Genomic DNA, 18,467 nt, shown 5'->3' with positions numbered 1-18,467 from the left:
ACTGCTCCCTGGAATAACCGCCCTCCCCGCGCGTCTTGCCTACATGCTTAAGGCAGGCTGCAAACGCCTTGAGTGCTGGCCGATAACCCCTCACTTACGGACGTGCCCCACATGCTTAAATCCACATTCAAAACCCTGTTGCTGCCTACACTGATGGCCGCCGCGATGCTCACCGGCCAGGCCTATGCCGCCACCCCGGCGCTGTCGGACACCACCGTGGTGCTGGTGCACGGCGCCTTTGCCGATGGCTCCAGCTGGAACAAGGTGATTCCGTTGTTGCAGGCCAAAGGCTTGAAGGTGGTGGCGGTGCAAAACCCGCTGACGTCCCTGGCCGATGATGTGGCCGCCGCCCAGCGGGTGATTGATGCCCAGAGTGGGCGAGTGGTTCTGGTGGGCCATTCGTGGGCCGGCAGTGTGATCACACAGGGCGGCACCAGCGACAAGGTCAAGGCACTGGTTTATGTGGCCGCGTTCGCGCCGTCCGAGGGCCAGAGCTCTGCCGAGTCCGAGAAAGGCTACCCAACCCCGCCGGGTATCGAGACCATCAGTGCCGACGCTTCCGGCTACTTGTATTTGCCCGCCGCGTCCGTGGCGAAAAACTTCGCCCAGGACTTGCCTGCCGACCAGGCCAACCTGATTGCCGTGACCCAGGGGCCGATTCTGGGCAAGGCGTTCGACGATAAAATCACGGTCGCCGCCTGGAAAACCAAACCCAACTATTACATCGTCGCCGCCAAGGACCGCATGATCGACCCGGGCCTGGAGCAGGCCTACGCGAAGAAAATCAATGCCACCACCACCGTGGTGCAAACCAGCCATGTGCCGATGCTGTCGCAGCCGCAAAAGGTCGCAGATGTGATCATCGCAGCCGCCAGCAAGCGCTGATCGCAGGCATAAAAAAACCCCGAACCAGTCGGGGTTTTTTATCGCCTTGAATCAGGCGCGACACCGAATCAATTAGAAAACGTTGATTGGGTAGTCGGCGAACAGGCGGATCTCGTTACCACCCACGTTGTAGTTGCTGGCGTTGTTGGAAACGCGCAACCACGACGCACGGGCACGCAGGCTCAGGTCTTTGGCCGGGCCGCTCTGTACTACGTATTTGAACTGGTTGAAGATTTCACGCTCGGTGCCACTGCCGCGGTTGGAACCGTCGTCAATGTTGGTGCCGCGCACGTAGGCGATGTTGTAGGTCAGGCCAGGCACGCCGAAGGCGCTGAAGTCCAGGCCGTAGCCTGCTTGCCAGGAGCGCTCGTCCTTGCCGTTGAAGTCAGACCAGTAGGAGTTGGCCAGCAGGATGGTGTTGCCACCGTCGCCGATGCCGCCTGCGTTGCGGTAGCCGCCGTACAGGTAACCGGTGTCACCGGTGCTGCGCTGGTGAGCCACGGTGAAGCTGTGCGGGCCAACGGCCCACGTGGCGCCCAGGCTCCAGATTTTGTTGTCGCGAGCGTCGGCGTCACCTTGGTTTTCCAGGGCGAAGCTACGGTCGAGCTTGGTCTTGTAGCCGTTGAAGTCGAAGGTCAACGATTGCTTCTCTGGCAGGGCCAGCACGTAGTTGACGTTGACGTATTGCTTCTTCAGCACGTCCTGCATGTTGGAAGCGTAGAGCGCTGCCGACAGGCTTTCGGTGAATTTGTAGCTACCGCCGATGTAGTCGATGCTTTTCAGCGCGCCACTGTCGGAACCCTCGGCGCTCTTGCGAGCTTCCTTGGTGAAGTGACCAGCGTCCAGCTGCAGGCCGGCGATTTCCTTGGAGACGATCGAGGTACCGGTATAGGTTTCGGACAACAGGCGGGAGTTGTCGTATTCCAGGACCGGCACGGCTGGCATCTGATCACCGTACTTGATCACGGTGTTGGAGATGCGTGCCTTGACGGCAGCGCCGCCCTTGGCCAGGTCGTTGGCTGCTTCGCCGCTGTCGCCTTGCTTGAAGAAGTCGATACCGCCAGCGCCGCTGCGACCTTTACCACCATCCAGGCGAATGGCGTATTGGCCGATCACGTCCACACCCACACCAACGGTGCCTTGGGTGAAACCGGATTCGAACTTGCCGATGAAGCCCTGGCCCCATTCGGCTTTGTCTTGCTTGCCGTTTTTGTAGTCGCGGCTGATGTAAGCGTTGCGTGCCGCGATGTTCAGGTGGCTGTCTTCAACAAAACCCTTCGATTGGGATTGGTCGTCAGCCATTGCTTGCGTAGCGCTCAAAATCCCCAGAGCGATCAGCCCCATCCGTTGCTTCAACATTTTCTTATATTCCTTATTACTGGTTGAGTACGCGCTGTGACACCAGGCTCCGTGTTGCTTTTCTGGTGTCGACTTTCCCAGATAAAAAAAGGCCCGCGGACGACGTGAAATGCCGCGGGCCTTTTTTTATTGGGGAAGTCATGGCGGTTAGCCACAGGCGTTGGGGCGAATCCTATCCGCGCCCTTTACTGTGTGTCAATTTCGTGAATCTTCTGTATTTAGGCTAAAAAAGTCTAAGAAACATTAAATAGCCATCATTGCGCAAGGCTCTATCAAGCGCTTCCTGGATCTGCACACCCTTGCAGGCCACACATTGGTGCACTCGATTGGGTGGGTTGAATCGAAATTGCGACTCTTTGTCTCAGCCACTCAACGAAGGCTTCTGGCTTGCCCAACCAGGGGCTGATATCGAGCAATTGCAGTTGCCCATTCTGCTCCAGGGCCAGCGTGGGGAAGCCCTGGCCGCCGACTTTTGCCAGCCATTGGCGGCTGTCATTGATGTGCGCTTGGGTTGCTGCGCCAAGGATTTCACTGAAAGCGGCGGTGAAGGCTTGGGGATCCAAACCAATGGATTCGGCCAGGGTCAGCAGCACGTCCTTATCGGCAATTCGGCGACCTTCGACGTAGTGCGCCGTTTGCAAACGCGCCAGCAGTTCCAGGCCTCGACCGGCGATTTTTTCTGCCGCCAGCACGGCGCTGGTCGGCGGGGCTGAATCGAACACCGCACCGTGGTCCCGCAACAAACCTTCGAAATACGCTTCGCCAAACGGTTGCCCGGTGTACTCGGCGATGCGCCGGTCGTGGGGCATTACGTAGTCACGCAACTGCGGCGATACGGATTGGCGATTCGCGCCGGTCATCATGCCGCCGCCATGCAACTGGATCGATAACACGCTCCGGGCGGCGCTCAGCAGCGGCTCGGCGCCGTAACACCAGCCGCACAGCGGGTCGTAAATGTAGTGAAGTGTGGCTGCCGACATGACGGGCTCCAATGGATATTGATGCCAGGCAGATTAGTCTTACGCACAATTGGGAAAAACCCCGGATCGGCTTTCAGACTGTTTCGAGAATCGGTCGAATACCCTTGAAAAACATACGCCGTAACATTTTTCAGAAAGGTCCGCCTAGGAATAGATAACCTGCGCAAATAGTAAGCATTACCATTAACGCGCTTTTATTCTGCCAACCTTTTTGGACACACCCCGATGCCTGCCCTTCGCCTGACGCCCATGACCCTTGGGCTCTCTGTTCTGCTGTCTGCCGGATTTACCTGCGCTGCCACTGTCCTGCCGGAAACCTCCGTGAGCGCCGAAGCTGACGAGGACGACCCGCGCGTCAAGGAGACCAGCACCGCCACCCGCACCGCCACACCCGTGCGTTATGTGCCCCAGGCCATCGACTCGGTAAAAACCGACAACCTGCGTTCCTACGGCACCAATGACCTGGGCCAGGCCTTGAGCGGTATACCCAACGTCAGCAGCGGCGCCGACACACGGTTCGACAGCCTGCGCATCCGCGGCTTCGACGCCAGCAACGATTTCTACCTGGACGGCGTTCGCGACGACAGCCAATACGTGCGCGACCTGCACAACATCGAACGCATCGAGGTGCTCAAAGGCCCGGCAGCCGTGTTGTACGGCCGCGGCGGCCAGGGCGGCATCGTCAACCGTGTGAGCAAGCTGCCCCAGGCCGGTCGCGCCTCCAGCATCGAGGCCCAGGGCGGAAGCAATGATTTGCGCAGCCTGTACGCCGACCTCAGCACCGACCCCACCGATACCATCAGCCTGCGCCTGAACATGGGCAACCAGGACAACAACAGTTTCCGCGACGGCGTCAGCGGCAATCGCCAACTGTTTGCGCCGTCCATGAGCTGGCAACTGAGCCCCGACCTGAACTGGCTGGTGCAGTACGAATACAGCCGCTACAACCGCACGCCGGACCGGGGCATTCCCGGGGTCAATGGGCGGCCGGCGGATGTCAGCCGCGGCACCACTTATGGTGACAAGCGCGATTACATCGACGACACGTCCCAATCCCTGCGTTCGCGGCTTGCCTATGAGCTGAACGACAGTTGGCAACTGCGCCATACGTTGGGCGTGTTCACCCTAGACAGCGACTTCGATAACACCTACGCCGTCAGCTACGACCCAAAAACCGGCAAGGTCGGGCGCCAGCGCTGGCAGCAGGACTTGACCACCCGCAACATCCTCAACAACGTCGAACTGGAAGGCGGCTTCACCACCTTCGGCCTGGAGCATCGCTTGCTCACCGGAGTGGAATTGGGCAACCAGCGCCGTGACCCGAAACTCTATCGAGCGCCGCTCGCCGCTGTGCCGAGCGTGGATGTGTACAACCCCAACCCGGACCTGCGCCACTACGGTCGCCTGCCGGCATTCAGCAGCAGTCACACCGAAGCGCAAAGCCAGGGAGTGTATGTGCAGGACCAACTGCGCCTGAACGATCAATGGCAACTGCTCGCCGGTTTGCGCTATGACCGCTTTGATGTGGAGTCCACCAACAAGCTGACCAACGCCTCGGAACAGGTCGTGAGCCACAGCACCAGCCCGCGCGTGGGCCTGGTCTGGACGCCGCTGGAACACCATTCGTTCTATGCCTCGTGGAGCAAGACGTTCTCGCCGACCGGCGGCGGCCTGATCGGCATCACGCCCAATGCCACGGGCAACGCCAACGACCTGAGCCCGGAGCTGACCAAACAGAAGGAGATCGGGGTCAAGAGCGACTGGCTCGACGACCGCCTGAGCACCACCCTGGCGGTGTATGAACTGGAGCTCTACAACCGCCGCACCCGCGACCCGCTGGACCCGACCATCACCCTGCTCAGCGGCGAGCAGCGTTCCCGTGGCGTGGAGTTGACCGCTACCGGCAAGATCATCGGCAACTGGTACATGCGCGGTGGCGTCGGCCTGCAGGACGCCACGGTGGTGAAAGACAACAATGGGTTTGAAGGCAAGCGCATCAGCGACGTGGCCAAGCGCAACGCGAGCCTGTTCGTCACCTGGAAACCGGAGATGGGCTGGTACGCGGAAACCGGGCTGACGCTGGTGGGTGAGCGATATGCGGATAACGCCAACACGGTGGCGTTGCCGGGTTATGGGCGCTGGGACGCACTGGCCGGGTTTCGGCAGAAGGAATGGGATGTGCGGGCGGCGCTGAACAATATCAGCGACAAGACGTACTACGCGTCAGCGACGAGTGCGGCGCAGATTCAGTTCGGCGACCCGCGCAGTCTGGTGGTGACCGGAACCTACAGTTTCTAACAGGCTTGCGTGGCGAGGGAGCTTGCTCCCGCTGGGGTGCGAAGCGCCCCCAAAATAGGCGACTGTGTTTTTTCAGATAGAACTCGATGATCTGTTTTGGGGCTGCTGCGCAGCCCAGCGGGAGCAAGCTCCCTCACCACAAGGTCCAGTGCAACATTGAAAACAACCGTCAGCCTTGCATCAATTCACACAACGCCTGCACCTCGTCCTCGCTGAACAGCCCCGCCGGGTACCGTTCGCTCATCACCCGGCGCGGGTCGGGCGTCCTGATCTGCCTCGAACCGTTTGCCTTCAACCAGAGCGCCAGCGCGTGGATCGCGTCACCGTTCACCCGCAAAGGGTGGAACGTGCGCGTGTACATCAGGTTGATATCGGCATTCATTTCAGCGCTCTCTCCGACGGCATGAGCGGCTAACTTACTCAAGGTTTATGACAGAACCGCTTAGTCATACACCGTGCTGTGTGTCGCAACAGCGATACAAGAGCTATGCCAATGTGCCCGGTTTGTCGGCACTTGCACACAAAAAAGCCCGCGAACCTGACGGGCCGCGGGCTTGCCGTGAGCGCGCAAAACATGGCGCACTCGAATGCCGGTAAACCCGGCACCAGGCTGTTACAAGTGCACTCAGTTTTTGTGCGGGGCCGGCTGTTGCTGGGTCAGACAGTGGATGTTGCCGCCCCCCAGTAACAGTTCGCGGCCAGGCACCATCACCACTTCATGCTGCGGGAACAGGCTCTGCAGAATCTCCTTGGCGCGGCTGTCCAGCGGGTCGTCGAAGCTCGGCGCGATGATGCCGCCGTTGACGATCAGGAAGTTAACGTAGGAACCGGCCAACCGCACGGTGGGATTGCGCTCCTGGGTGCCGTCTACCGGGTCCACGCCTGCGCATTCTTCCTCGGTGGCGTACAGCGGCCCCGGGATCGGCATTTTATGCACTGTGAACGAGCGGCCCTGGGCGTCGGTGCTGCTTTGCAGTACGTCCATGGCGGCATGGCAGCGCGCATAGTTCGGGTCTTGCGGGTCGTCGGTCCAGGCCAGCAACACTTCGCCTGGGCGTACGTAGCAGCAGAAGTTATCCACATGCCCATCGGTTTCGTCGTTGAACAGGCCATCCGGCAACCAGATGATCTTATCCACCGCCAGGTTGGCGCTGAGCACCGCTTCGATTTCCTCACGCTGCAGGTGCGGGTTGCGATTGCGGTTAAGCAGGCATTCTTCGGTGGTGATCAGGGTGCCTTCGCCGTCGACGTGGATCGAACCGCCTTCCAGCACAAACCCTTCGGTGCGATAACGCGGGCTGCGCTCGATCTCGAGGATCTTGCCGCCCACCTGGGAGTCGCGGTTCCACGGCGAGTACAAGCCACCATCAAAACCGCCCCAGGCGTTGAAGTCCCAGTTCACACCGCGCACTTCACCGCTGTTGTTGATCACGAAGGTCGGCCCGGTATCGCGGACCCAGGCGTCGTCGCTGGACATTTCCACCAGGCGAATATTCGGCACGTCCAGGCGCGCCCGGGCGTTTTCGTACTGGCCGGCCGAGACCGCCACGGTCACCGGTTCAAAACGTGCGATGGCCTTGGCCACCGCCACATGGGCGGCCTGCGCCGGCTTGCCGCCCAGGCGCCAGTTGTCCGGGCGTTCGGGCCAGATCATCCAGGTCTGGGTCTGTGGCGCCCATTCGGCAGGCATGTAGAAGCCGTCGGCGCGGGGGGTGCTGTGCAAAGTGGTCATGGCGATTCAGGACTCCAGGGAACCGTCGAGGGTTTTAAGCGCACCATACAGGTTCGGACGGCGGTCGCGGAACGAACCCCAGGCGCTGCGAATGTGTTCAAGTTCATCGAGATCGAAGCGGTGCACCAGGATGCCTTCTTCGGTTTCGTTGAGTTCTTCTACTTTCTCGCCGAACTGATTGGCAATGAAGGACGAGCCGTAGAAGGTGATGTCGTAGCCGTCTTGCTTTTCGTTACCGATGCGGTTGCTGGCGATCAGCGGCATCAGGTTGGCGCCGGCATGGCCTTGCTGTACCCGCTGCCAGTGGTCACGGGACGAAATTGTCTTGTCGTGGGGCTCGCTGCCGATGGCGGTCGGGTAGAACAGGATTTCCGCGCCTTGCAGCGCCATGCTGCGTGCTGCCTCCGGGAACCACTGGTCCCAGCAGATGCCCACGCCGATCTTCGCATAGCGGGTGTTCCACACCTTGAAGCCGGTGTCGCCGGGGTTGAAGTAATACTTTTCATGGTAGCCCGGGCCGTCCGGGATGTGGCTTTTCCGATAAATCCCGAGGTTGGAGCCGTCAGCGTCGATGATCGCAATGCTGTTGAAACGCGCGCGGCCGGCCAGTTCATAGAAACTGATGGGCAACACCACCTGCAGTTCCCGGGCGACCTTCTGGAAGTGCTTGATCGCGACGTTATCTTCAACCGTGGTCGCCAGTTGCAAGTAGTCCGGGTTCGGCTTCTGGCAGAAGTACGGGGCCTCGAACAGTTCCTGGATCAGGATGATCTGCGCGCCCTTGGCGGCGGCCTCACGCACCAGCCTTTCAGCGGTTTCGAGATTGGCATCAAGGTCCCAGGAACAAGCCATCTGGGTCGCGGCAACGGTAACGATACGGCTCATGAATCATCTCCTCGGCGGCGGGCAAGTGGACGCCTTTATAGCGGATAAAAATCGGCTTTTGAAGCTAATAAATATCCGCTCATCGAAAAATGATCAAATTTTACCGATAACAATCGAGTTTATTGTTACAAGCCTTCCTCCAGAACCTTCGCCAGCATGTCGACGAAGAAATCCACACTGTGCCGTGAGGTGACCATCGGCGGCTTGATCTTGAGGATGTTCAGGTAGTCGCCGGTGGGCTGCATGAAGATCCCCAGCTCCCGCAGCCGGTCACACAGCAGCGCAGTCTCTTCGGTGGCCGGTTCCAGGGTCTGTCGATCGCGGACCAATTCCAGCCCCAGGTAAAACCCGGAACCATGCACCGCGCCCACCAATGGATACTGCTCGACCAGCGCCTCCAACCGCGCCTTGAAGTGTCCGCCCACCTCCTGGGCGTTTTCCCACAGCTTTTCTTCGTCCATCACATCCAACACCGCCATGCCGATCCGGCAACTCACCGGGCTGCCTCCCGATGAGGAGAAGAAGTAACCCTCGGCCTCCAGCGCCTCGGCGATTTCCCGGCGGGTGATTACCGCGCCCAACGGCTGGCCATTGCCCATGCCCTTGGCCATGGTGATGATGTCCGGCACTACGCCCTGCTCTTCAAAGCCCCAGAAGAAATGCCCCATGCGGCCGTAACCCACCTGCACTTCGTCGGCGATGCACACGCCGCCCTGCTCACGAACCAGCGCGTACACCTGCTGCAAATATCCCGGCGGCAAAGAAATCCCGCCGGCATTGCCGTACACCGGCTCGCAAATGAAACCCGCCAGCTGGCGATTCTGCGCGGCGATTTTCGCCAGGTTGTGTTCCACGCTGCGTACGTAGTCGGGGGCGCTGTCCTGCCCGCGAAACTCGCCGCGATAGGTATTCGGCGCGGTCACCGGGTGCACCCAGTCCGGGCGGCTGCTCAAGGCCTGGGGGTTGTCGGCAATCGAGGTCGACACCGCATCCGCCGCCACCGACCAGCCGTGGTACGCCTCCAGCACGCTGAGCATGTCGCGCCCACCGCTGTAGGCCCAGGCCAGGCGAATCGCCAGGTCGTTGGCCTCGGTGCCGCTGTTGACCAGGAACACCCGGTCCATGGAGTCCGGCGCCAGCGCCAGCAAACGCTCGGAGAATTCGGCAATCGCCGCATAGTGGAAGCGCGAGTTGGTGTTGAGCAGCGACCATTGCCGCGCCGCCACCTCGGCCATGCGCGGATGACCGTGGCCGAGGACGGCGACGTTGTTGAGCATGTCGAGGTAGGAACGGCCCTGCATGTCGATCAAATGGTTGCGCCAGCCGCGCTCGATGCGCGGCGGGTCGACGTAATAGTGCTTCTGCGAGCGGGCGAAGCTGGCATCCCGACGCGCCAGCAGGGCTTCGGGGTCCAGCTCCGGCTCGGCGTCGCAGGCCAGCCCCAGCAAGGTAGCCGGGGATGGGCAGAGCGTTTGCCATGCCGGCGCCCGGGAAGGCGTGCAGAACAGCGGCGGCTCAAGCTCGGCGCGGCACAGTTGTACTGTCAGCGGAGCGACCACGTCGCCGATTACCTGGCCTTTTACCACTGCGGCGTCGTGCTTCAACAAGGCGTTCACGCCCCACAACCGAACACTCAACTGGGCGCTATGCAGGCTCAGCAGGCCTTCGGCGCCATAGCCCAAGGTGCCGGCGAACGGTGCTTCCACCGTGGCGCCCAAGGGCATGTGCAGTTCTACGTGAAGCGCGAAGGTGTCGGGCTCGACGGCACTGTCGGGTTGGGTGCGGGACAGACGGTATTGACCATAACGACTGGCTGCCAGGCCATGGACCACGGCCGCTTGTTCCAGCAATCGGCGATCAATGCCCTCCTGCTCCCAGTTACCGGCCTCGAAATGCGGGCTGAGCACGCCCAGATCGATCAACGCGAATTCACGCCCAACGAGCCCCGGCAACAAAGGCGCGAAGCCTTCACCGGCAATCGGCGGCAATTCGGCACCGACGCAGTTCAGGATCGCCGCCTCCATCAATTCAAAGGGCACCGAGGTGGCTACGTGGAAAATTTCCCACTCATGCTCGGCATTCTTCAACAGGTACGCGTTATCCGGGTCCAGGCGTTGCTGCTGTTCACTGCTCAGCACCAACACCGCGGCCCGCGCGACGATCAGCGGCCATAGCACCTGCAACTCTTCGCGCTGCAACGGCGTGATCCGGTGGCACGCCTGGATCGCCGGCAGGATTGCGAACGGATCACCCTCGGCATGATGCAGCAGCGCCGCGCAGGTCACCGACAGGTCGGCAATGCGCCAGGTGCGCACCAGGTCGCCAAAATCGATCACCCCCTCAATCTGCCAATGCCGCTGGGCATCACGCTGCCAGACCACGTTGTCATCGGTGATGTCCATGTGCACGGCTTGCCAGGGCAGGCGGTCGGCCAACGGCCGCAGACGCTGCCCGACCTGCTCCACCACGCGCTCCAGCCCGGCCCGATGCGGGAGGTTTTCGAGGGTCGACAGCAAATGAGTGATCAGCTCAAGGGCATGGCGTGGGTCCCATTGCAGGGTACGTTCCAGGCCCGGATGCTCGAAGTCGGCCAGCGCCTGGCTCATCCGCCCGCAGAGTTCGCCGAAGCCTGCGATCACCTCGCGCCCCAGATGGGGCAGATGGGTCAGCGGCTGGCCGTCGATGTAGTCCAGCAACCGCAGGTGCACGGTTTGCCCGGCGATGGTCTCGGTCAGCAATTCTTGGCCAGCAAGCGACGAGATCACCTTGGGCACCCGTACATCCGAATGGCCCTGCAGATGCTTCAAAGCGGCGTGCTGAGCCTGCAACTCGACGGCGGCGTAGTCGCCCCGGCAGATTTTCAGCACAAAGCGGCCACGCTCGCTGTCGATACGGTAATTGAGGTCTTGCTGGCTGCCGAGGGACTGCAACGCCCCACCCAGGCCGTAATGCTGCTCAAGTAGCTGCGTCGCAGGCACAGGCCCGACTTGCGGGCAAGGCAGGCTGGCGCGATGAATCAACGTGGCGAGCAACATGTGAAGACCCCTGGTGTTTTTATCAGGCGCCTATATCGCCATTGTTGAAGGGGGTTACGCAACCCCTGCAAATACGGTGTTTCGGCACGCAAATTGCCATCGGGCCTTGCACCGTCTCGCGCCACAACTCAAGCTATGCTCCATTCGCTTAATGTCCGTCTAAGGAAAAGGGCTTCCGACATGCGCATTCTCATCACCGGCGGCGCCGGATTCATCGGTTCCGCTCTGATCCGGCACCTGATTCAACACACCGAGCACGAAGTGCTCAACCTGGACAAACTGACCTACGCAGGCAACCTTGAGTCGCTGACCAGCATCGCCAGCGATAGCCGTTATGAGTTCGTCCAGGCCGACATCATCGACCAGGCCACCGTCAGCGCCATACTGACGCGCTTTGAGCCCCACGCGATCATGCACCTGGCGGCCGAGTCCCATGTGGACCGTTCCATCGACGGCCCGTCGGATTTTATCCAGACCAATATCGTCGGCACCTACAGCCTGCTGGAGGCCGCACGCGGTTATTGGCAGAAGCTGGAAGAGCCGGCCAAGAGTGCCTTCCGCTTCCACCACATCTCCACCGATGAAGTGTATGGCGACCTGCACGGCGTCGATGACCTGTTCACCGAAACCACGCCCTACGCCCCAAGCTCGCCGTACTCGGCCAGCAAGGCCGCGTCCGATCACCTGGTACGCGCCTGGCAGCGCACTTACGGCCTGCCGGTGCTGTTGACCAACTGCTCGAACAACTACGGCCCGTTCCACTTCCCCGAGAAGCTGATCCCGCTGGTGATCCTCAACGCCCTGGCGGGCAAACCGTTGCCGGTGTACGGCGATGGCCTGCAAGTGCGCGACTGGCTGTTCGTCGAAGACCACGCCCGCGCGCTGTTCAAAGTGGTGACTGAAGGTGTGGTAGGCGAGACCTACAACATCGGCGGTCACAACGAGCAGAAGAATATCGATGTGGTGCGCAGCATCTGCGGCCTGCTGGAAGAGTTGGCGCCACAACGCCCGGCGGGCGTGGAGAAATTCACTGACCTGATCACCTTCGTCAAGGATCGCCCGGGCCACGACCAGCGCTACGCGATCGACGCCAGCAAGATCGAACGCGAGCTGGGCTGGGTGCCCGAAGAAACCTTTGAAACCGGCCTGCGCAAAACCGTGCAGTGGTACCTCGATAACCTGGAATGGTGCCGCAGGGTCCAGGACGGCAGTTATCAGGGTGAACGACTGGGTAACACTGACTTTAAGGATCTGATCGCATGATGAAGGGAATCGTATTGGCCGGTGGCTCCGGCACCCGTTTGCACCCCATTACACTGGGTGTTTCCAAGCAACTGCTGCCGGTGTATGACAAGCCGATGATCTACTACCCGATCTCGGTGCTGATGCTGGCCGGGATCAAGGAAATCCTCGTGATCTCAACCCCGGCAGACCTGCCGCAATACCGCAACCTGCTGGGCGATGGCAGCCAGTTTGGCGTGCGTTTTACCTACGCCGAACAACCGTCGCCGGACGGCCTGGCACAAGCGTTCTTGATTGGCGAAGAGTTCATCGGCGATGATCCGGTGTGCCTGATCCTGGGCGACAACATCTTCCACGGCCAGCATTTCGGCGACCAACTGCGCACTGCTGCAGAGCGCCCATCTGGTGCCACGGTGTTCGGTTACTGGGTGAAGGACCCGGAGCGTTTCGGCGTGATCGATTTCGACAGCGAAGGCCGCGCACTTTCCATTGAGGAAAAACCCGCCAAGCCAAAGTCGAGCTACGCGGTGACCGGCCTGTATTTCTACGACAACGACGTGATCAAGATCGCCAAGGCGGTCAAGCCATCGCCGCGCGGCGAATTGGAAATCACCGACGTCAACAACGCCTACCTCCAGCGCGGCGACCTGCACGTAGAACGCTTCGGCCGTGGCTTTGCCTGGCTGGACACCGGGACCCACGACAGCCTGCTGGAAGCCTCGACGTACGTTCAGACCATCGAACACCGCCAAGGCCTGAAAGTGGCGTGCCTGGAAGAAATCGCTTACGAGAACGGCTGGATCGACCGTGATCATTTACTGGAACGGGCCAAATATTTTGGCAAAACCGGCTATGGTCAGTACTTGTTCACTCTCGCTGGGGAAACTAAATGAATGTAACCGCCACTGAACTGCCCGGTGTATTGATCATCGAGCCGAAGGTTTTTGGCGATGAGCGCGGCTTTTTTTATGAAAGTTTCAACGCCCGGGCTTTCGCCCAGGCGACCGGTTTGCAACAAGAGTTTGTGCAGGACAACCATTCGCGCTCTCAAAAGGGTGTGCTGCGTGGCCTGCATTACCAAGTGGAACACGCTCAAGGCAAGCTGGTGCGTGTAACCGCCGGTGAAGTGCTGGACGTGGCGGTGGATATCCGTCGCGGCTCACCACTTTTCGGCAAATGGGCCAGCGTGCATTTATCCGCGGAGAATAATCGCCAGCTGTGGATTCCACCGGGATTTGCACATGGTTTTGTGGTGCTCAGCGACTACGCCGAGTTCCTCTACAAAACCACGGATTACTACACGCCCTCGGCAGAACGCTGCATTCGCTGGGACGATCCGGACCTCAACATCAACTGGCAACTGACCGGCACGCCAACCTTGTCCGCCAAGGACCAGAACGGTAAAAGCCTGAAAGAAGCCGACCTGTTCCCATGAACAGCCCGTTGAAAATCCTCATCAGCGGCCAACACGGCCAGGTCTCCCGGGAGCTGCAACAGCGCCTCCAGGGCCTGGGCGAGTTGGTCGTGTTGGGCCGCGACCAGCTTGACCTGACCCGTCCCGAGCAGGTCCGCGACCAAGTACGCGCCCATCGCCCGGGCCTGATCATCAACGCAGCCGCCCATACGGCCGTCGATCAAGCCGAGAGCGAGCCGGACGTGGCCTTCGCCATCAACGCCACCGCGCCCGGGATTTTTGCCGAGGAAGCCAAGGCACTGGGCATTCCGCTGATTCACTATTCCACCGACTACGTGTTCGACGGCAGCAAGGCCGCGCCCTACAACGAGGACGACGCAACCAACCCGCTGGGCGTCTATGGCGCAAGCAAGCTGGCGGGCGAACAGGCGATCGCGGCCGTCGGCGGTGAACACCTGATCCTGCGCACCAGCTGGGTCTACTCGACCCACGGCAAGAACTTCCTGCTGACCATGCAACGCCTGCTGCAGGAAAAACCGCAGATGCGCATCGTCGCCGACCAGATCGGCGCGCCGACCTGGGCCGGGACCATCGCCAACAGCACCCGTACACTGATCGAGCGCTGGCAGGCGGGCCAGGCCGGGGATTGGGGTGTCTACCACCTGACGGCCCAGGGCGAGACCTCGTGGTTCGGCTTTGCCCAGGCCATCGGCAAGCAACTACGGGCCAACGGTCGTGCCTGCGCCGAGCTGGAAGCGATTCCCTCCAGCGCCTATCCAACGCCGGCCAGGCGCCCGCTGAACTCGCGCCTCGATTGCAGCCGCCTGCAACAGCAATGGCATGTCTCGCAACCGCAGTGGCATGACGCATTGCGCGAGTGTCTTGCCGAGCAGCACTAGGCATAATGCGCCTGTACCCACAGGCGCATGACTCCCATGACTCCACCCCTTCCGCGAAGACCCCGCTGGCGCAGCCTGGCATTGCTGGCGCTATGCCTGGCACCGCTGTTGTGGCCGCTGGAGCACTTGGCCGAGCGTTATTACCGCAACGAACTGGCCGGCCAGAACCGCCAGACGCTGGACCTGTACGTCGCCAACCTGCTGGGCACCCTGCACCGCTACGAAGTGTTGCCGCAAATCCTCGGTGACCTGCCGGCCCTGCGCACCGCCATCGACGCGCCTCACGTCAGCACCAACCTGGTCAACGCCAACCACCTGCTCAAGGACGTCGCCGCCCAGGCCGGGGTGGAAGTGATGTACCTGATGGACACCACCGGCAAGACCCTCGCCGCGTCCAACTGGGACAAGCAGGACAGCTTCGTCGGGCGTAATTTTTCCTTTCGCCCCTACTTCAGCGAAGCCATGGCCGGGCGCCTCGGGCGCTTCTTCGGCCTGGGCACCACCTCGGCCAAACGCGGTTACTTCTTCGCCGCCGCTGTGCGAGATGGTGACAAGATCATCGGCGTGCTGGTGGTGAAGGTCGACCTGGACCACACCGAAAGCCTGTGGGGCAACACCCCCGAACAACTGCTGGTCACCGACCACAACGGCGTGGTGATCCTGACCTCGCGCCCGCAATGGCGCTTTCGTGCCACCCGGCCGCTGACGGATGAAGAACGCCGCGCCATCATCGCCATCCAGCCCTATCCGACCCGCGACCCGCAGCCGCTGAGCCTCAGCCCGACGGCGTGGGTGCGCCAATCCACCGACATCGCCGAAACCGGCTGGAAAGTCGAGATTCTCGCGCCGCGCACCTTGATCAGCCGCCCGGTGCGCACCGTGGTCGCGGTGGGTGGCGCCGCCTTGCTGGTGCTGATGCTGTTGCTCGGCCTGATGATGCAGCGCCGTCGTCACTACCTGGAACGCATCGCCTTCGAAGCCAAGGCCCGTCGCGAGCTGGAGATGCGCGTGATCGAGCGGACCAGCGACCTGGAAGGCCTCAACCGACGGCTGAAGCAGGAAGTGCTGGAACGCGAACATGCCCAGCAGGAACTGGTGCGCGCCCAGGACGACCTGGTGCAGGCCGGCAAGTTGTCGGCGCTGGGCACCATGTCGGCGAGTATCAGCCATGAACTCAACCAGCCGTTGGCGGCGATTCGCAGCTACGCGGAAAACGCCGGGATTTTGCTCGACCATGAGCGCACCGACGACGCCCGTGGCAACCTCAAACTGATCAGCGAACTGACCGGGCGCATGGCCTCGATCATCGCTCACTTGCGCGCCTTCGCCCGGCGCGACCGGCATGCGCCGGAAAGCGTGGCCCTGCAACCGGCCCTGGACGATGCCCTGGCGCTGCTGGCCAAGCGGCGGCGGGCAATGGAAGTGGAACTGATCCGCGACCTGCCCGAGGCCACCTTGTGGGTGGCGGCCGGCGAAACCCGCCTGCGCCAGGTGCTGGGCAACCTGTTGGCCAACGCTCTGGACGCCCTGACCGAAAAAGGCCCGCCGCGCAAACTCTGGCTGAGTGCCCAAACCACCGAACAGGGCGTCAACCTGTACATTCGCGACAACGGCCCGGGTTTCTGCATGGAAGCCCTGGGCCGCGCCAGCGAGCCCTTCTACACCACCAAGACCCGCACCCAGGGCCTGGGGCTGGGCCTGGCGATCTGCGACACCCTGATGCGCGCCTTTGGCGGTGAACTGTTGTTCGCCAACCACAAGGAAGGCGGCGCACTGTTAACCTTGAAACTGCGCGCCGGAGCACCGGGTGTCAGTCTGCAACCGTCCGAGGACCGCAGTGTATGAGTATCGATAACCAGATTCAGGTGGTGTTGATCGACGATGATCCACACCTGCGTCAGGCCCTCTGCCAGACCCTGGACCTGGCCGGGCTGAAAGTCCTGACCCTCGGCGAAGCCCAGGGCCTGACCGCGCGCCTGTCCCGGGATTGGCCGGGGGTTGTGGTGAGCGACATCCGCATGCCCGGCATGGACGGCCTGGAACTGTTGAAGGAACTCCACGCCCAGGACCCGGAGCTGCCGGTACTGCTGATCACCGGCCACGGCGACGTGCCACTGGCGGTGCAGGCGATGCGCACCGGCGCCTACGACTTCCTGGAAAAACCCTTCGCCAGTGACGCCCTGCTCGACAGCGTGCGCCGCGCCCTGGCCCTGCGCCGCTTGGTGCTGGACAACCGCAGCCTGCGCCTGGCCCTGAGCGACCGTCAGCAATTGAGTACACGCCTGGTGGGCCACTCCCCGCAAATGCTGCGCCTGCGCGAGCAGATTGGCGCGCTGGCGGCGACCAAGGCTGATGTGCTGATCCTCGGTGAAACCGGTGCCGGCAAGGAAGTGGTAGCGCGTGCGCTGCACGATCTGTCGAACCGCCGCAGCGGCCCGTTTGTGGCGATCAACGCCGGCGCCCTGGCCGAGTCGGTGGTGGAAAGCGAGTTGTTCGGGCATGAGCCCGGGGCCTTTACCGGCGCCCAGAAGCGGCGCATCGGCAAATTCGAATTCGCCAACGGCGGCACGCTGTTTCTCGACGAAATCGAAAGCATGAGCCTGGATGTGCAGGTCAAGCTGCTGCGGCTGTTGCAGGAGCGTGTGGTCGAGCGTCTGGGGGGCAACCAGCTGATCCCGCTGGATATCCGCATCATCGCCGCCACCAAGGAAGACCTGCGCCAGTCCGCCGACCAGGGGCGCTTCCGGGCGGACTTGTATTACCGCCTCAACGTTGCGCCGCTGCGCATTCCACCGCTGCGCGAACGGGGTGAGGATGCGCTGATGCTGTTCCAGCACTTTGCCGACGAAGCCAGCACGCGCCACGGGCTACCGATGAAAGAGCTGCAACCGGGCCAGCGCGCGCTGTTGTTGCGTCACAGCTGGCCGGGCAATGTGCGCGAGCTGCAAAACGCCGCCGAGCGTTTCGCCCTGGGCCTTGAACTGGCGCTGGACAGCACCCCGGACAGCCCTTCGCCGGGCATCCTCACCAGCACGCCCGGCGGCTTGAGCGAACAGGTCGAACAGTTTGAAAAAAGCCTGATCGCCGCCGAACTGGCGCGCACCCACAATTCCATGCGCAGCCTCGCCGAGGCATTGGGCGTGCCGCGTAAAACCCTGCACGACAAACTGCGCAAGCACGGGCTGAACTTCGCTGACAGCGGCAACAGTCACGCTGACGACGAATGACCCTTTTCCCCCTGCCACGAGGCCACCATGAGTCGCGATAGCCGTTACCTGGAATCGATCCTTCACCACGACATTCCCCTGACCCGGGAAATGGGCCTCAAGGTTATCGACTGGCAGGACCGGCAGCTGCAACTGCGCTTGCCTCTCGACGCCAACATCAACCACAAGAGCACCATGTTTGGCGGCAGCCTGTATTGCGGCGCCGTGCTGGCAGGTTGGGGCTGGCTGCATTTGCAGTTGCGCGAGGAAGGGATTGAAGACGGGCACATCGTGATTCAGGAAGGGCAGATCAGTTATCCGCTGCCGGTGACTACCGATGCGACGGCGATTTGCCAGGCGCCTGATGACAAGGTGTGGAAGCGATTCGTCGCCACCTACAAGCGTTATGGCCGGGCGCGCTTGGCGCTGGAGACGTGGATCGTCAACGAGGGCAGTGAAGAGCGGGCCGTGGCCTTTACCGGGCAGTACGTCCTGCACACATAACAAATGTGGGAGCGGGCTTGCTCGCGAA

Annotated in this window: 15 protein-coding genes; 9 read left to right on the top strand and 6 right to left on the bottom strand. The window is 61.8% G+C overall.

Annotated elements, in window-relative coordinates; genetic code table 11:
* Nucleotides 1–111 precede the first annotated feature (111 nt).
* Entirely contained in the window at nt 112–885 is a 774-nt protein-coding gene (locus V6607_RS01530; protein ID WP_177028481.1) for an alpha/beta hydrolase, read from the top strand.
* 72 nt (nt 886–957) lie between these two features.
* Here the strand turns inward: V6607_RS01530 and V6607_RS01525 are convergent, their stop codons facing one another.
* Both V6607_RS01525 and V6607_RS01520 read right to left on the bottom strand, forming a co-directional pair.
* Nucleotides 958–2,244, bottom strand: coding sequence for an OprD family porin (locus tag V6607_RS01525; RefSeq protein ID WP_003218115.1), 1,287 nt, complete (start codon nt 2,242–2,244; stop codon nt 958–960).
* A gap of 272 nt (nt 2,245–2,516) precedes the next feature.
* Nucleotides 2,517–3,224, bottom strand: a complete 708-nt coding sequence (locus V6607_RS01520) for a DsbA family protein (RefSeq protein WP_102367902.1) — start codon at nt 3,222–3,224, stop codon at nt 2,517–2,519.
* 225 nt (nt 3,225–3,449) lie between these two features.
* On the opposite strand from V6607_RS01520, the gene V6607_RS01515 reads away from it, so the two are divergent.
* Entirely contained in the window at nt 3,450–5,522 is a 2,073-nt protein-coding gene (locus V6607_RS01515) for a TonB-dependent siderophore receptor (protein WP_134325559.1), read from the top strand.
* Nucleotides 5,523–5,691: 169 nt separating this feature from the next.
* On the opposite strand, the gene V6607_RS01510 is transcribed toward V6607_RS01515, so the two are convergent.
* The 4 genes from V6607_RS01510 to V6607_RS01495 form a co-directional block, all read right to left on the bottom strand.
* The gene (locus tag V6607_RS01510) at nt 5,692–5,904 is read right to left on the bottom strand and encodes a hypothetical protein (protein ID WP_003213240.1); all 213 of its coding nucleotides are present in this window, start codon (nt 5,902–5,904) and stop codon (nt 5,692–5,694) included.
* A 243-nt stretch (nt 5,905–6,147) separates the two neighbouring features.
* Nucleotides 6,148–7,254, bottom strand: a complete 1,107-nt coding sequence (aguA, locus tag V6607_RS01505) for an agmatine deiminase (RefSeq protein WP_102604451.1) — start codon at nt 7,252–7,254, stop codon at nt 6,148–6,150.
* 6 nt (nt 7,255–7,260) lie between these two features.
* Nucleotides 7,261–8,139, bottom strand: a complete 879-nt coding sequence (aguB, locus tag V6607_RS01500) for an N-carbamoylputrescine amidase (protein WP_134325558.1) — start codon at nt 8,137–8,139, stop codon at nt 7,261–7,263.
* Nucleotides 8,140–8,264: 125 nt separating this feature from the next.
* Nucleotides 8,265–11,174 carry an aminotransferase gene (locus V6607_RS01495; RefSeq protein WP_134325557.1) on the bottom strand — a complete coding sequence of 970 codons (2,910 nt, stop codon included), beginning with the start codon at nt 11,172–11,174 and terminating at the stop codon, nt 8,265–8,267.
* A gap of 180 nt (nt 11,175–11,354) precedes the next feature.
* On the opposite strand from V6607_RS01495, the gene rfbB reads away from it, so the two are divergent.
* The 7 genes from rfbB to V6607_RS01460 are packed head-to-tail and all read left to right on the top strand — an operon-like array spanning nt 11,355 to nt 18,439.
* Entirely contained in the window at nt 11,355–12,437 is a 1,083-nt protein-coding gene (rfbB, locus tag V6607_RS01490) for a dTDP-glucose 4,6-dehydratase (RefSeq protein WP_003213232.1), read from the top strand.
* Nucleotides 12,434–13,309: a glucose-1-phosphate thymidylyltransferase RfbA gene (gene rfbA / locus V6607_RS01485; RefSeq protein ID WP_003213231.1), complete on the top strand. Its 876-nt coding sequence runs from the start codon at nt 12,434–12,436 to the stop codon at nt 13,307–13,309. The genes rfbB and rfbA overlap by 4 nt, the downstream gene beginning before the upstream one ends.
* The gene (gene rfbC, locus V6607_RS01480; RefSeq protein ID WP_003213229.1) at nt 13,306–13,851 is read left to right on the top strand and encodes a dTDP-4-dehydrorhamnose 3,5-epimerase; all 546 of its coding nucleotides are present in this window, start codon (nt 13,306–13,308) and stop codon (nt 13,849–13,851) included. The genes rfbA and rfbC overlap by 4 nt, the downstream gene beginning before the upstream one ends.
* Nucleotides 13,848–14,729, top strand: a complete 882-nt coding sequence (gene rfbD / locus V6607_RS01475) for a dTDP-4-dehydrorhamnose reductase (protein WP_134325556.1) — start codon at nt 13,848–13,850, stop codon at nt 14,727–14,729. The genes rfbC and rfbD overlap by 4 nt, the downstream gene beginning before the upstream one ends.
* Before the next feature lie 36 nt (nt 14,730–14,765).
* The gene (locus V6607_RS01470; protein WP_023659335.1) at nt 14,766–16,574 is read left to right on the top strand and encodes an ATP-binding protein; all 1,809 of its coding nucleotides are present in this window, start codon (nt 14,766–14,768) and stop codon (nt 16,572–16,574) included.
* Nucleotides 16,571–17,956: a sigma-54 dependent transcriptional regulator gene (locus V6607_RS01465; protein ID WP_003213224.1), complete on the top strand. Its 1,386-nt coding sequence runs from the start codon at nt 16,571–16,573 to the stop codon at nt 17,954–17,956. The genes V6607_RS01470 and V6607_RS01465 overlap by 4 nt, the downstream gene beginning before the upstream one ends.
* Nucleotides 17,957–17,983: 27 nt before the next feature.
* Nucleotides 17,984–18,439, top strand: coding sequence for a YiiD C-terminal domain-containing protein (locus tag V6607_RS01460; RefSeq protein ID WP_003213222.1), 456 nt, complete (start codon nt 17,984–17,986; stop codon nt 18,437–18,439).
* Nucleotides 18,440–18,467 lie beyond the last annotated feature (28 nt).

The organism is Pseudomonas sp. KK18, assembly GCF_037094675.1.
Taxonomy (GTDB): domain Bacteria; phylum Pseudomonadota; class Gammaproteobacteria; order Pseudomonadales; family Pseudomonadaceae; genus Aquipseudomonas.
The sequence above is the reverse complement of the archived record's forward strand: the minus strand, read 5'-3'. Positions and strand labels throughout refer to the sequence as shown.

Coding starts and splice junctions, on each gene's coding strand:
- V6607_RS01495 (WP_134325557.1), bottom strand. CDS start 11,174: ATGTTGCTCGCCACGTTGATTCATCGCGCCAGCCTGCCTTGCCCGCAA.
- rfbC (WP_003213229.1), top strand. CDS start 13,306: ATGAATGTAACCGCCACTGAACTGCCCGGTGTATTGATCATCGAGCCG.
- V6607_RS01530 (WP_177028481.1), top strand. CDS start 112: ATGCTTAAATCCACATTCAAAACCCTGTTGCTGCCTACACTGATGGCC.
- aguB (WP_134325558.1), bottom strand. CDS start 8,139: ATGAGCCGTATCGTTACCGTTGCCGCGACCCAGATGGCTTGTTCCTGG.
- V6607_RS01510 (WP_003213240.1), bottom strand. CDS start 5,904: ATGAATGCCGATATCAACCTGATGTACACGCGCACGTTCCACCCTTTG.
- rfbD (WP_134325556.1), top strand. CDS start 13,848: ATGAACAGCCCGTTGAAAATCCTCATCAGCGGCCAACACGGCCAGGTC.
- V6607_RS01515 (WP_134325559.1), top strand. CDS start 3,450: ATGCCTGCCCTTCGCCTGACGCCCATGACCCTTGGGCTCTCTGTTCTG.
- V6607_RS01520 (WP_102367902.1), bottom strand. CDS start 3,224: ATGTCGGCAGCCACACTTCACTACATTTACGACCCGCTGTGCGGCTGG.
- V6607_RS01460 (WP_003213222.1), top strand. CDS start 17,984: ATGAGTCGCGATAGCCGTTACCTGGAATCGATCCTTCACCACGACATT.
- V6607_RS01465 (WP_003213224.1), top strand. CDS start 16,571: ATGAGTATCGATAACCAGATTCAGGTGGTGTTGATCGACGATGATCCA.
- rfbA (WP_003213231.1), top strand. CDS start 12,434: ATGATGAAGGGAATCGTATTGGCCGGTGGCTCCGGCACCCGTTTGCAC.
- rfbB (WP_003213232.1), top strand. CDS start 11,355: ATGCGCATTCTCATCACCGGCGGCGCCGGATTCATCGGTTCCGCTCTG.
- V6607_RS01525 (WP_003218115.1), bottom strand. CDS start 2,244: ATGTTGAAGCAACGGATGGGGCTGATCGCTCTGGGGATTTTGAGCGCT.
- V6607_RS01470 (WP_023659335.1), top strand. CDS start 14,766: ATGACTCCACCCCTTCCGCGAAGACCCCGCTGGCGCAGCCTGGCATTG.
- aguA (WP_102604451.1), bottom strand. CDS start 7,254: ATGACCACTTTGCACAGCACCCCCCGCGCCGACGGCTTCTACATGCCT.